Origin of the sequence: Pelagicoccus sp. SDUM812002 (assembly GCF_031127835.1) — a bacterium.
GTDB lineage: Bacteria > Verrucomicrobiota > Verrucomicrobiia > Opitutales > Opitutaceae > Pelagicoccus.
On record NZ_JARXHX010000005.1, the window covers coordinates 107,513 to 121,348 of the forward strand.

The following is a 13,836-nucleotide window of genomic DNA, read 5'->3' on the forward strand; positions in this document are numbered from 1 at the left end:
GGGCTGGGCGAGTACGACGGCTTCGTCCCTCTCCTAAGGTTAATCTAGGGAGCGAAAGTCTCTTGTTTCCAAGGTGTCCGCATGTAAATCCGTTAAGACTCGCCGTAGCTAGTTTCGCTGATGGCCTTGGAGCCAAAGCACAAACCCACGCTCAAGGAAGCTAACAGGTCTATTAAATAGACCAGCCGGGAGAGAGTCTCCGATTAGTCCGGTTTGACTCCTTACCTGTTTTGTTAGCCCATCTCACCTTTTCTGAAAAACTCCGGACACGAACTATCGAATTGAACTCTCCTGCTGCTTGAATACTGACAGTTCTATGGATCAACCGACCCGAAGAAAATTCCTCGTGGGGACAGCCGCCCTTGGTGCCGTCTCCGCACTTCCTGCTCTCACCGGCAAGGAGCTGGATGCCAGCCACAAGCTTGTGCACCATGTCTTTTTCTGGCTGAAGAATCCCGACTCCGAGGAGGACTTGCAAATGCTACTGGAGGGCATCCGCAGCCTAGCCCGTATTCCCTCGGTCAAGGGCCTCCATGTCGGCGTCCCAGCGAGTACGGAGAAACGCGAGGTGGTGGATAACAGCTTCAGCGCTTCGGAAATCCTCTTCTTCGACAGCGTAGAAGGACAAGACGAGTACCAAGTCCACCCCTTGCACGACGAGTTCGTGGAAAAGTATTCGCATCTTTGGGACAGGGTAGTCGTCTACGACGCTATCTCCGCCTAGGAAAGATCTCCTTCAGGATGTCCGTGGTAGCAAGGAACATCCAACCGTAGGCGTGAATCGCGTATTCGAGATCTGGATGCGGTGAAGGCTTGGGTGTCTTCTTTAGCTCCTAGGCGATTTCTCCCGCCCCTAGCTCTATAGGAGTTATTGGAGATCAACATTTCAGCGGTTTGGGGCAACATGCCCTTGAAGGGTGTCCCCGTACCCCGCATTCCGGTTCCCCATAATTTGCCTGCGAGCCATGAATGAGGTTCCATTTCTAGTCGCTATTCGGCCTTCTGGGCTGCATAAGTTAGGAAGCGGTTTCAATTCTCCTGAGATAAGCCAAATCTCCCAGCTTCCCTATGAAGGATTCTTCCACGTCAAGATCGCATGACTCGTTGAAAGGAGCTCTTCGAGAAAGAGCAGTCCTTATCTGACTTGGGCGAGAAGCTGAACAGCAACCAAAACAGCGAAAAGGAAACCGATCTGGAGCGTCTGGCTTACGATTCAGAGAAAGCCCAGGAAATGCCCACTATGGGCAGCTGGGTTTTGGATGTTGATACCGGCGAAGTCACATGGACTGCGGGACTCCACAAGATTTCCGGCCAGAACCCTTCCTGCCCGAGCCATAAGATCCGATCCCCTATGAACGGGATGATTGGGTTTGCTAACCTATTGCAGGAGGAGGGGGCTCGATTCGAAGACCAGAGATGAATACATTGGCACCATAGAAAGGTGCTCCAACCAGCTTTTGCATCTGATCGATGATATCATCGACGTTGCAAAGATCGAAGCTGGAGAGATCAAAATCAAAAAGAGTCCAATCAGCTTGGTGCAGCTCGTCCGCGATACGGCTACCACTATGGAAAAGTACAAAGCGGACAAAGGCACTGGGTTAAGTTGCTGACGCGTATGCCGATAGGAGCCAAAGGCCTTAGGGTGAATTCCGATTGATTCCGTATTCAACAGATACTTACAAGCCTGATGAACAACGCCATAAAATTTTCAGATAAAGGCACCATAGGATTCGGCTTCGAATTGAAAAGGATTCGGTTACGCTTTTCGTATAGGACGAAGGGATTGGCATCGCTCCAGGGCTTCCGGGTAGGGGCGTGCGTTTTTTTTGCTACCGGTCAGGTTGATGGCTTCGAGATGTTGATGGAAGGCTAGCTGCATCGTTTGTCTGTTGTGCGATTTGACTTTCGAACATTGCTCCGTTCAAGCCGCACCATGGCTGCAAGGAATCCCGTCCTAGAGGTGTGGTTCGCGTATTCGAGAATTGGATGCAGTTACGGTCATGGGTGACGCTTTAAGCTCATCTCAATTCGCAAAGTCGACCATCCCAGAGTGCAGAGTTCGCTGACGGGTCTTACGTTTGAGCATTTTAGCTTGGCGTGCTTGAGGGGCTCGCTGCCCTAGTACGGGAGTAGAAGTTGGATACGGAATTTTGAAGCGCAGCGGTCTGCCCCCGCACTACTTTATTTTCAGTAATCGTAAGAGGAGTGTCACATTAGCAGCAGGTGAAAGGAGAATTCGTGTTATTGAGAGTTGTGTGAAACAGCAATAATATACAATTTCACCCGCATGGGTAGTTGGCTTTTTCGATTTTGGATCGCTATTTTAGGGACTCTGCTTTGCTCGATGATCGGACGTGCGGAGACTACCATGCGTTTCAACGTGACGAACGTGGGCTTAAGCGATGCGATTGAGGGATCGACGCGGGCAAAACTGTTCTTGAGGGTGGCGGCTCCGACACCGATAGACCAGGGGGTGACGCGGGTGACGCTTCCGGAGGGTTGGACCTACGTCGATTGGGATAATCGCGGCTTCAGGGTTGAAAGTGTTACGGCGGAGGATCGTGAGGTGACAATTATTATCCCTCCAGCGGGAGGGATATCCTATAGTCAATTTGAGGTAATTCTCTATTGCGATGTCCCGAAATACGAGGATCTGCCGGCGGAGACACCGAGTTTTGAGATCCGCTCGGATGCCACGCTGCAAACGGCAGCAGGCGAGTTCGTCGAGAGCGAGACGTTCCAAAGTGCTTACCTCTATACGCGAGCAAGTATCTCGGTAGATAACAAAGCGGCTTCAGGGGTGAAGGGTGGGGAGACGATCCGCTATCGCGTCAAGGTGACGCCGTATCCACATTTTGAATTAACTCGGGTATCTTTACGCGTAAATGCGCCTTCGTATACAGATATCGTCCCGAGCTCGGTAGGCTTTGAAAATGCAACTATAACCGATTCGTACATATCGCTAGCATACACCACGGGCGCTCCCACCGGCTTTGACTTCACCTTTGAGGTGAAGGTGTGGGAGGATTGGGAAATCGATTACTACGAGCCCGAGCTAGCGGGGTTTGCGATCACCAACCCGAGTATAATCCTGGAAGTCAAAACTCCGTTTCAACAGAATAACAATAGCATCGGGGGCGATTATCACGAACGGCGAGTGCCCGTCATAGTGGGCGAGCTGCCCACCGTTCGTCGAATCTTGCTCGAGAAAGGCAAGGTGGTGAACTCGACTGCGGACCGTGGACGCGACACGACGCGTTCCGACTGCGGCACGGGGCGGACCTTGGACAATGGGGAGCAAGAGTGTACGCTGCGCTCGGTGATCGAAGGCGTGAATGCAGGGATCGTGGATGAAGTCCATTTCGACATTCCCGGAGAAGGTATTCCAGCCATCGAGATCGATAGTGCCCTGCCGGCCTTGGTCCGGTCTGTCGACATAGACGGGTCCACGCAGGCGGCCGGCTTGGTTGAAGTTCGCGGCAATGGTTTGAGCAGCCATGGTCTCGATATCCAAGGCGTCTCAAGCAAGGTCCGAGGCCTCATTATCTCTGGATTCACTGGCGAAGGAAATGCTGCCATCAGATTATCAGGGGCAGGAGGAAATGAAGTATATGGCAACTATATCGGGGTCGATCAAACCGCCACTGGGGTTGTGGCCACCCAGATCGGCATTCTGATCGACGGATCTCCGAACAACCGTATCGGTTCCGCCGAGTCCACTGACCAAAACCTAGTCGCTGCAAAGACAGGTATTTTGGTCTTGGGCGAAAATCCGGACGGCAATTCGATCCTAAACAATCGTATCGGACTCAGCCCTGCGGATGCTTATCTCACGACGGAAATCGGGATCGGTGTGGCCGCTGGTAAAAATATCACAGTAGGTTCAGCCAACGCTGGCAACAAGGTCTTGGGTGAAATCCAGGGTATTTCGGTTCAGCCTAATAATCCGATCGAAAACCTTAAGATCGAAGGCAATGAGATCGGCCTATTCGCTGGCGGCCAAAGTGTAGCGAAGCAATCAGTCGGCATATTGGTTGGAAACATCGTAGGCAGCTACGTGAAGAACTTTACTATCAAGGCAAACAAGATCGCTGGGTACGCTGTCAACCTCCTCGTCTTCGACCCCTCGACTCAGGACGGCACCATAAGTGAGAACCGTATTGGCTTGCAATTCGGCGACACCCAGCAGCGGCCCACAAACCTCCAGTCGGACGCTCAAGGGTTCGGCGTGCGGATCAGTGGTGCTAGCGACATAACTTTAGAGGACAATACCATTGCCGGTCACAAGTGGAATGTCCTGCTGTCGGGTATTCAGCAATTCACTACTAATGACGATGGAACAGCAAGCTTCCGCGATCCCTTTACTCAGCTGAATCCCCCCGAGGGAACTGCGCTTTCCAAAAATGTGATCGTGCGAAACAATAGGATCGGCATCAACGACAGTGGTGAGATCCCAGATAACTCGACTTACCTCGCTGGTATCTCCCTCTATGGCAAAATCGAAGACGTCGTTATCGAGGGAAATACAATCGCCAAGCACGATAGCGAATCCCCCAAGTCCAGTATTCTGATCGTCAACGGAAAAAACCATCGAATTTCGGGCAATATCGTTGGTACGACTGCGGGGTCAGAAATCACTACTGCGGTCGGGATATCGATTTTGGGTGGATCGAATATCAAAGTAGGAGAGTACGACGGTGGAGCTGGTAACGTCATCGGACATAACCGAATCGGCATCCTGATGTCAGGTGGAGGCACCGACGTAAAAGTGAAAGGAAATACCATAGGCACTGATGCTAACGGTGCTAACACTTTCGGGAATACCATCGGATTTCTGATTGATAAAACGGGCGAGCCCGCAGGCGGCAAGGCGGCAGTGCTGATTGAAGAAAATACCATAGCGAACAATAAAACCGCTGGGCTGCAGATTAACGCTGCGCATCAAGTTACCTTGTTGAAGAATCACATCGGTCTAACTGAGCAGCTGGTAGCTTTGCCCAATGGTATTGGCATAGACGTGGGAAGCACCCCCGTTCTGATTCAAGAAAACACTATCGCTAAGAATACTGAAAAGGGTATCAACTTGTCGGGTACGGGAACCGCTACCATTACAGAAAACAAGATTTACGACAACGGCGGTGGCTCTGGCATCGCTGGGATTGTCTACGCCACACCTCCGCATCCACCTTTAGCCACGGTGGTCGCCCTGCGAGGACCTCCAGACGATGCGGGCAATATCTCAGTTTGGCTCGTCGCGAAGGCACCCAATCGCCAGGAGCAAGTTACATACGAGTTCTTCACGGATGGGGTGCTTGAAAATCCCCAAGGGCGAACGTTTCTTTTCTCGCGAACAGCTAACGGAGGTATCGATTATCTTGAGAATCTAGTGGTGACGGCAAGCCACCCACTCGTCACCGCTACGTCGATCACCGCTTCGCTCACGCTAGCTAACAAAGAAACCACCGCATTTTCACTCAAGAGCACGGTTGAGTCTTTCGAGATCCCACAGCTCGACTTCTTTCTCTCGGGCCGAGACCAGCTCCGTATAGGATGGGTGAATACAGACCTCTTCAAGCTTCAAGAAGCCCTCGATCCGCGAGGGCCGTGGTTCGACAGTACGGCAGTCCCTCAAGTTCAAGGACCCCTTCAGTTCGTCACGCTCACCCTCAATAATGACGATCAATATTTCCGGCTTGTTCTGGACCCCCTCGTGCTTGTCGATTAAGTGCTTCCATACATTTATTCCATCTGCTGAAGAGGCTGGCGCTACTTTAAAGCTATTAGGGCTATTCTATCATAGAAGAGGAGGGAAAGGGGGCAGTCTGTGCTGGGCGCGAGCCGTGAGCATGAAAATGGCCTTGTCTCCATTCCATTCCTCTGGGACCGCGACGGCTTAGGGCTTTTCGTTGAGATCGCCTTCGATTTTCTCGGTTTGAGCTTGGGAGAGGGAGGCGATGGCTAAAGCGATCAACGCGGCGAGCCGCTTTTCCATAGGGGAGTGGATGAAATATTTGTTCCGGTAAGGGGTGCCACGGATTCCGTTTACACAGTCGCTAGCATGGACCAGCGAGAGCGGGGCGTCGACCTACGCCCGCAAGTCAGTTGCGACGTCAGAATTGCATTCTTTGACGAGCTCCGATCCGTCATATGGGGGAGGGGCGGTGGCTTGTAGCGTCAGAGATCGATTGCAATCCGAATACCAAGGCCCAGAGTGTGACATCAGCCGACGTCGCGCAAACGCGGAGCCGGCATCGGGAATTCACATATGGATTTGCAGCAATTATTCGATCATTGGAAATTGGACGAACACCCCTTCCAGGCGGAAGAGGCGCGCAACGACGCGGTCTACAAGCGGAAGATGGAGGGAGCAATTACTCATCCAGACTTCCTCAAAATCTACGGGGATCCCGCCAACCCGAGCACAACCATCGTCTTCGGGGAGAAGGGTACTGGCAAAACGGCCATGCGGCTGATGATCCAGCAGCGCCTGTCGGAGTACAACGAAGGTCGTGAGTCTGGTAAGTCGTGGCTGGTCTGCTACGATGACCTGAATCCGGTGCTCGATCGCCTCGCTAGTAGCCTGAAGTCGGAAAGCGACGAAAAGACGCTCGATGCGATTCGCTTGTCGGACCATCAGGACGCTATGCTCTCGCTAGCGGTTACGGAGTTGATCGACGGGTTGTTGTCCTCGGATGACAAGGCGAAAGCCAAACGGCAGGCCAAAGCGATGAAGAAGATGAGTCGCCAGCGTCGGGTCGATTTGGGTGTGTTGGCTCTGCTCTATGATCAACCCCGCCATGGGCGTCCGCCCGAACGCTGGAATCGCTTGCTGCGACTGCTCCGAAACGGATCCGGTTGGGACCGCGGCTCGCATGGTTTCCTGACGTTACTCGCCTTGGCCACTGGATTGGTCGGGGGAGCTGGCTGGTATTTTTTTGAGTCGCCAGATTGGAAATGGATTGTCGCAGCGATCGCCGGGGGCGTGTTTGGCGCCTTGCTGGGGTATGGTTGGCTTAAGCGTTCCTGGCGAAACGGCCGAAACGGAAAGCAACTGGAACGCGAAATTAGGGTTGTCTCTCGGGAGGCGGGCACGGTCGGGCATCAGCTTTGGGATTTGGACGAGGAGAGCGTGGCTTTGGCGACGTCGACGAAAAAGGCGGATCAGGACAGCCGTTACGATTTTGCCCAACGCTTCATGGGTGTCATTTCGGAACTGGGCTACTCGAGCTTAGTCGTATTGGTGGACCGCGTTGATGAGCCAGTACTCGTCAATGGGAATGCCAAGCGGATTAAGAAGCTGGTTTGGCCGATGCTGAACAACAAATTCCTGCAGCAGGAAAATATCGGCGTTAAAATGCTTCTGCCGATCGAGATGAGCCAGATGTTAATGGCGGAGGATTCGGAGTTTAAGCGCCAAGCGCGACTCGATAAGCAAAATCTAGTCAATCCACTGAAGTGGACAGGCACGTCGTTGTACGATTTGTGCGACTGGCGTTTTCGCAATTGCCAGACGACGGGGATCGAATCTGCCCTACCGCTAGAGGAGCTCTTTGACGAGGATGTGGATTCTGAAGATCTGATAGATGCCCTAGATCAAATGCATCAGCCGCGCGACGCTTTTAAGCTGCTCTACGCCGTCATGCTGGAGCATTGTCGCAATACGCCAGGGAGCTCCCAGCAGTATCGTATTTCAAGGGTGACGCTAGACACGGTTCGCCGCGAGCAAAGCCAACGTGTCGTTGACCTGTATCGTGGGATGTCGTGAAAGCTGAGGTTGTTTTGCAGCGATAGAGTCGATACCGTAGTTGGGTAGCAAATACGATTGCGGCTTGCCGACTGGACTCGAGTACCTCCTCGGTCTAGACCCGACCACGTACGACGCGGAGCAACCGTGGTCCTGGCCCGATGGCCTCGTTAGACTGCAGCTCACCCTCTCCGCGGACGTCGGCGAAGGTAGGCTCGAAATCCAGCGCAGTGCAGACCTCTCAACTTGGAGGATCGTAGGAAGCTACGACCTACAACTACGCGAAGAGGACGGCGTCACCGTTGCCACCGACGGAGCGGCTCCGGCTCTCACCTACGCCGCGCCGCCGCTGGTCAGCAGCGGGCCGGAATTTTACCGTCTCCGCTTCGTGCGTGATTCGGATTAGCTGCAAGAAGGGGTGCATAAACGACCTCGCTCGATCCGGGAGGTGTTACGGATCGGAGGATGGAATTTGATCGAGGAGGGCTCGTCGATTTTGCGGTTTGTTCCTTTTCCTCCTCTTTCCCTTGTCTTGCCTAGTCCGCACCCTCGGTCCCTGCGAGTAGTACTTCCAAATTGATTTGGTATCGCACCTGCAGCAGGATGAGGTCTCCGCCGGGAGTTCAAAGAAAACTGAATCGGAAGGAACGTTAGGCATGGGAGACTGGGATGAGCGTGTTCTTGGCTGGATCGCTGAGGAGGACGTCTTGGCTTTTACAGGGCGGCGCTTTTTGAATCGCCTGACAAAGCCAGTTTACCTCGTTCCCTTGACTGCCGCTGTCGCGGTTTGTCTGGCTTTGCGGGGCAGAGCTTTCGCTGGTTTAGCAATCCTTTTTTCCTGTTGGGGCGATCGTTTTTTGGTGGGAGTGGGATGGGCTGCGTGGTCAAGGGCTCGCCCTGATGTAATTGCTGAAGGCGTTGCGGCCTCCGGATTCCATTCATTCCCATCGGGCCATACCGCGATGTCGACCGCCGCGTACGGCTTGCTCGTCTATCTCTGGGTTCGTGCCGCTTCGGCTTGGGGAGAGCGGATCTTTGCCCTAGTGTTGGCGACCGTCTGGGTTTTGCTGGTGGGATTGGCTCGGGTACGCTTGGGAGGGCACTGGCCCAGCGATATTCCCGCAGGCTTGGCGGTGGCCTTGCCATGGGTGATAGTCGTGGTCACCGCTTAAGGTTGTAGAAGAAGAGGCCGGCGGCGAGCGGTGAAGCTCTTTGCTATGAGGTTCTAGGAATGCTTCGTTTCTTTGTGTGGAGTTCGGGGTGGGCTTTGGCTCGACTCCTTTTCGTTTAAAAGATCTTCACGAAAGCCGCTCGCTCTGGATCTACAGGAGGTTTCTCTCGCTGCTGGCGCCCGTGGGCTCCGCCGTGGACCTTTTCCACATTGGGAGCCGGTTTCTTCATATGTCTGGGTGCCAAGAAAAAGACCGAAAATGGTTTCTGCAGATACTAGGGCGACCACTGGACCTCGGAAACTCATGATGGCAAAATCTCGCATTTGTAGTCTTGGATGCGAGCTGATCCTTTCCGGCGTCAACTTCCCCGTTTCCAAGGATGGAGATATTCGTAAACATGTCCTGTGTATTTATTATCTGGATGCGTTTACGGTTTCGGATGTCGCTTTTTGTTCATGGTCGTTGTCTTCAGGTGGACGTTTAAGAGCGCATACCATTTTTGCTCCTACCAAATCATCAGAGCGGAGGAATCGACCAGAAGCCTATTTTACCTTTGAGGTTTGACCTCCTTAGCCAACATGCTGGCTGGCATGACCTCTTTGAGGTAGCGACAGAGGGTATCGGTGGCATCCGTCCGAGAATGGGTTTTAGCTTCAAGCATAGGTTCGTTCACGCACATCGTTGCCGCCGGGCCATAGCGCGTTATCAGGGGAGCAAGTGTTCCTTCCTTGCAAAGTGCTTCGGTGCAGGCGGGGAGGGTGGCCATGCCCGTGGCGTGGCCAAGGGAGGTCAGCACCGTTTGTATCTCATCTGCTGATACAGGTGCCAGAGTCACATGCACCAGTGGGCTTGTGTCGTCAGTGCTGCTCAGAGCGATCGAGAGGAGCGCTACTGCGATTGTGTGAGGATCGACAAACTGCCAGTGCCAAGGGCCCTCGGGCATGATACCTGAAGCTGCCCATGCTTTTGCCACGTGGGACAGTCGTGACGGTTGATTCGGTGTTAGAATATGCGGGATCCTGATCACGTGCAGAGGCAGGCCCTGTTCGCAGGCCTGCCATGCGAGCAGCTCTGCGTCGTGTTTGGTTAATGAATACCCGTCGGCGCCGGAGGCGATCAGTTGCGCTCGGTGTGCGCTTAATCGCTCGAATCCGTGAAAGGATTCCGACCACCGCGTGCCGCAGTGAAGGGGAAACACTGCACTGCTAGATACCATGAGCAGCTTGGCTCCGGCTCGTGCCGCTAGGCCGATGACCGTATCAGTGCCCCGCACATTGGCGTCATGCAAATCCGAATACGGAGCGACTATGTTCGTATCGGCGCCGACGTGGATGATCGTGTCGACCTCCAAGGCGATGGCGTCGAAGGTTGCGTCTGACCACCCGAGTTGCGGAAGCGTCAGGTCGCCAACGACGGTGCGGACGTTTTCTGGAAAATCATAATTGTTCGACCGAACCATGGCCAGAACCTTCACGCCTGCGGTCGATGTGAGCAGGTGAACGAGTTGTTTTCCAAGACTGCCTGTGGCACCCGTTACCAATATGGTGGTCGGTGATCCTGTCCGTTTTTTAAGAGCTGCGGGCAGTGGTGACAAGAGAGGTGGCTGTAATGGGGTATCGCTGCGTTTGGTAGGCTCTTGTGATTTCAATCGATCCGCTAAAGCGGCAGGTGTGTCTGCCGCTTGCAGGTCCGGCGGGGTGAGGCGACGCCCAGTGCAACGTTCCACTTCAACGCAGAGCGCGACGGCGGCGAGCGAATCGCCTCCTAGCTTGCTGAATGAATCGTCGTCTTTGATGTCCCTTCGATCGAGCACTTTTTGAAAAGCGTCTTTGACCTGCTCGACTATTGAACGGGTCTTTGATGGAAGCTTCTTGTCCATGTCAGCGGCCTCGCTTTGCGGTTGGGCGAGTCGCGTGCGGTCGACCTTGCCCGAGGCGAGCAGCGGTAGTGTTTTTCTGACGACGATCCTGCTAGGGACGGCTGCAGGATGCAGTTGGTCACGCAACCATTGGTGCAGTGCGTCCACATCGAAAACAGCATCCTCCTCGGGCGGCACTATATGAGCCTGCAAACTGAGGTGCCCCATGGCGTTGTTGCTTGTGGTGACGCATGCTTGGGCGACGCCGGGATAACGCAGCAGCGTCGCCTCGACATCAGTGGGAGCCACCCACATTCCTCGGATCTTTACGTTGGACTCGCAGCGTCCTAGGACTTCGAGCGTCCCGTCCGGCAGAAGAATGCCGCGGTCGCCTGTGTCGTACGCATCGACCCGATGCGACTCTTGAGTGAGCAGCGTGAAAAATCCGGCGTTCTCTGCTCGCTCGGTTGATGCGGGCTTTGCGAGCCCTGGGCCACTGACGATGATACGTCCCGCGGTGCCCTCTGGGACGAGTTGCTCGCGGTCCTGTTCCTTTGAGATGTTCACCTGGGCGAAGGGGGCAAGGGTCAGGTGCATGGGCTGTCCCGGTGGTGGGAGGTCGCCCGCTGCCACGTCGTGACACTCTGAAAGTGAGTAAAGGTTGACGATGCGCACGCAGGGCAGCTGTTCTCCAATGCGGATGTGTAAGGACTGGGAGATCCCTTCACCGCATAGAACGAGCAACCGCAACCGCGATAGGGCAGTGACTGCTTCAGGACACCGCAAGCAGGTATCCAGAAGGGTGGGTGTAAGCATCATTCGCGTGATGCCGTAACGCGTGACGGCCGCGGCCAAGCGCAAGGGGTCGCGGATCGTGCTGTCAGTCAAAAGCACGGCCGGCGCACCGGCATGCAGTGCAGGCACCACGTCCCACATTCCGAAAATATTGCAACCCACGACATCGTGCGGTTCGTACGGCCATAGCTTTGTCCGCCATGCGTGCGAGAGCATCGATCCAATGTGGTCGGTAAACACGGTGCGCGGCTTTCCGGTGGTGGTGCCCGACGTGAACAGGAGATGTGCTTGTAGGCGAGGATCGGATACAGGGGCGATGGCAGTCTTTTCGATCCGCTTTAGGTCGTCCAACGCGATTACGGGCAGCTGAGTTTGTAGGGCTGAGCTATTCTTGCGGTCGGTCAGTAGGATCGAAACGTTCCCGTTGGCGATGATTTGAGAGGTCACGGCGGGAACGCCTCGCGGCAAAGTGGCGACCACAGCTCCGGCGTACAGGCAGGCATAATAAGCGGCCACCGCATCGATTGTATTGTCCGTTAGGATACCGACGACGCGGCCGCTTGCCTTCTGCGCTACAAGGTTCGAAGCGATCACTTCGATGCGTTGAACCAGTCCGCCCGCGTTGAGACACCGCTCTTCGTCGATTAGTATGTCCCTGTTGGCGTCGATTGACGCACGCTCAAGGAGCGTGGAATGGATACAGGAAAACTGCGGTTTCTGATAAGAATCCGTCATGATGAAACGGGGGATGGCTTGAGGCGCGAAAAGACGATCAAGCCGATACCCGTGCACAGGGCTCCGGCGTAGAGCGAGTCAACATTGGCCCAGAAGCCGGTGTGCTCCGAAACCCGCCATATCGTTGTTCCTGCGGCGCCGAGCAGTGATGCGAATACAAACTGGTAATCCGAGATACGCCCCGGCCAAAAATAGCCAATCATCATGGGCAGCAGAAGGCAGGCGGCCATGTAGCTGCCCAGTGTTTTCCAGACCGCCATGATATTGCCTTCGAAAGCGACGCCCAGCGCCACGGCGGCGATGCCTGATACGATCATGCCGAGATGATGTAGCCTGACTCGACCGCGCAATCGCTTGGGAACCAAATCGTAAGACACGGTGGTGCCTGCCAGAAAGAGGTAGGAGTCTAGGGTCGAGAGAATGGTCGCCGTGACGCCGGCCAGCATGAATCCGCGCCATCCGTCGGGAAGCAATTGCACGGCGTAAACAAGATAGGCATGTCCGGACTCAGCTTCTGGGATAACGGCGAACGCATACATGCCGCCCAAGGTGGTGCAGATATCGAAGAAGAACCATACCACTGTTGAAAGAAGAATGCCGCGGCGGGCAGTGCGTGTGGAATTGGCCGCAAAACAGCGTTGATAAAAGTTTGGATTCACCAGCGTCGACAGCGCCACGATTCCCCAGACCAGCAACGTGCCCCAGGATTGTCCGCCGGTGATGGAAAAATGCGTATCCGGAAGTCGCTCACGAAGAAACGAAAGGCCGCCAAATTGAGTCGCCGACAGGATGACTACCAGCAAAACGGCAAAGCACATGACGAAGAATTGAACCAGATCGGAAAACACCACGGCTCGTAGGCCACCCCACATGGAATAAAGGAGAACAAAGGCAACGCCGATGGACATCATTAGCCAGAGCGGCCCGCCAAATAGGATCTGCAGCAGCAAGCCAACGCTAATGACGTAGGCGATGGGGAGCACATTGAATAGGTTGAAGACGGCGCTCAGTCGACCCGATTTTGGCCCGAACATGCGGCTCACCAAGTCGGGCAGGGTGACGGCTTTGTAGGGCGCGACCCGATGTACAATGAACAAGGCAAAGATGATGTACGCGGCGTACCAGAAGACGCCCTGTGTCACGAAATTATAGATACCGTAGTTAAACGCTATCTCGGTGACTCCAAAAATCCCCCCGTACCAGGTGGCCACCAAGGTCGCGATAAACATGGGCAGCGTTAAGCGGCGTCCCATCAGGAGAATGTCGAGTAAGCGTGCCTGTTCGTCTGCGTTGTGCAGGGCTTTGCGTTTGCGATATTCGCCAAGGACAACCGCTCCAATTGTTAGACCAATGATGCAGGCAAAGACCAGCCAGTCTAACGGTACGATTGACGTCGTGACCTCGAGTTTGGGATCAAAGCTCACCTCGCTCACGCTCTCAACGGATGCTCAACCAAGCGGATCATTTCCGCGTGGAGGGAATAGGCGATACGATATGAGTGAGTGCGGTTTTCGTTTTTTATCATAGGC

9 protein-coding genes are annotated in these 13,836 nt (G+C 54.5%); 7 read left to right on the forward strand and 2 right to left on the reverse strand.

The genetic code is table 11. From position 1 onward, the window contains the following. The first annotated feature begins 316 nt into the window (after positions 1 to 316). The 7 genes from QEH53_RS09535 to QEH53_RS09560 all read left to right on the forward strand — a co-directional run bounded on the left by QEH53_RS09535 (position 317) and on the right by QEH53_RS09560 (position 8,919). Positions 317 to 724, forward strand: a complete 408-nt coding sequence (locus QEH53_RS09535) for a Dabb family protein (RefSeq protein ID WP_309022949.1) — start codon at positions 317 to 319, stop codon at positions 722 to 724. Positions 725 to 1,144: 420 nt separating this feature from the next. Continuing rightward, complete coding sequence (locus QEH53_RS09540; protein ID WP_309022950.1) at positions 1,145 to 1,420, forward strand: hypothetical protein; 276 nt, start codon at positions 1,145 to 1,147, stop codon at positions 1,418 to 1,420. Further along, positions 1,371 to 1,613, forward strand: a complete 243-nt coding sequence (locus tag QEH53_RS24440; protein ID WP_369426437.1) for a histidine kinase dimerization/phospho-acceptor domain-containing protein — start codon at positions 1,371 to 1,373, stop codon at positions 1,611 to 1,613. Before QEH53_RS09540 ends, QEH53_RS24440 begins: the two co-directional genes overlap by 50 nt. Before the next feature lie 677 nt (positions 1,614 to 2,290). Beyond that, positions 2,291 to 5,728, forward strand: coding sequence for a right-handed parallel beta-helix repeat-containing protein (locus QEH53_RS09545; RefSeq protein WP_309022951.1), 3,438 nt, complete (start codon positions 2,291 to 2,293; stop codon positions 5,726 to 5,728). A 540-nt stretch (positions 5,729 to 6,268) separates the two neighbouring features. Continuing rightward, positions 6,269 to 7,768, forward strand: coding sequence for a hypothetical protein (locus QEH53_RS09550; protein WP_309022952.1), 1,500 nt, complete (start codon positions 6,269 to 6,271; stop codon positions 7,766 to 7,768). Between the two features lie 64 nt (positions 7,769 to 7,832). Next, complete coding sequence (locus QEH53_RS09555) at positions 7,833 to 8,153, forward strand: hypothetical protein (protein ID WP_309022953.1); 321 nt, start codon at positions 7,833 to 7,835, stop codon at positions 8,151 to 8,153. A gap of 175 nt (positions 8,154 to 8,328) precedes the next feature. Next, the gene (locus QEH53_RS09560) at positions 8,329 to 8,919 is read left to right on the forward strand and encodes a phosphatase PAP2 family protein (protein ID WP_309022954.1); all 591 of its coding nucleotides are present in this window, start codon (positions 8,329 to 8,331) and stop codon (positions 8,917 to 8,919) included. A gap of 547 nt (positions 8,920 to 9,466) precedes the next feature. On the opposite strand, the gene QEH53_RS09565 is transcribed toward QEH53_RS09560, so the two are convergent. Together QEH53_RS09565 and QEH53_RS09570 are read right to left on the reverse strand one after the other, a co-directional pair. Next, positions 9,467 to 12,307 (reverse strand): AMP-binding protein, encoded by a 2,841-nt coding sequence (locus QEH53_RS09565; protein ID WP_309022955.1) that lies wholly within the window; start codon positions 12,305 to 12,307, stop codon positions 9,467 to 9,469. After that, complete coding sequence (locus QEH53_RS09570) at positions 12,304 to 13,740, reverse strand: sodium:solute symporter family protein (protein WP_309022956.1); 1,437 nt, start codon at positions 13,738 to 13,740, stop codon at positions 12,304 to 12,306. The genes QEH53_RS09565 and QEH53_RS09570 overlap by 4 nt, the downstream gene beginning before the upstream one ends. Between the last annotated feature and the right edge of the window lie 96 nt (positions 13,741 to 13,836).

What these genes read in the sequence shown, in the direction of transcription:
- QEH53_RS09535 (WP_309022949.1), top strand. Translation starts at nt 317, where the DNA reads ATGGATCAACCGACCCGAAGAAAATTCCTCGTGGGGACAGCCGCCCTT.
- QEH53_RS09545 (WP_309022951.1), top strand. Translation starts at nt 2,291, where the DNA reads ATGGGTAGTTGGCTTTTTCGATTTTGGATCGCTATTTTAGGGACTCTG.
- QEH53_RS09565 (WP_309022955.1), bottom strand. Translation starts at nt 12,307, where the DNA reads ATGACGGATTCTTATCAGAAACCGCAGTTTTCCTGTATCCATTCCACG.
- QEH53_RS09550 (WP_309022952.1), top strand. Translation starts at nt 6,269, where the DNA reads ATGGATTTGCAGCAATTATTCGATCATTGGAAATTGGACGAACACCCC.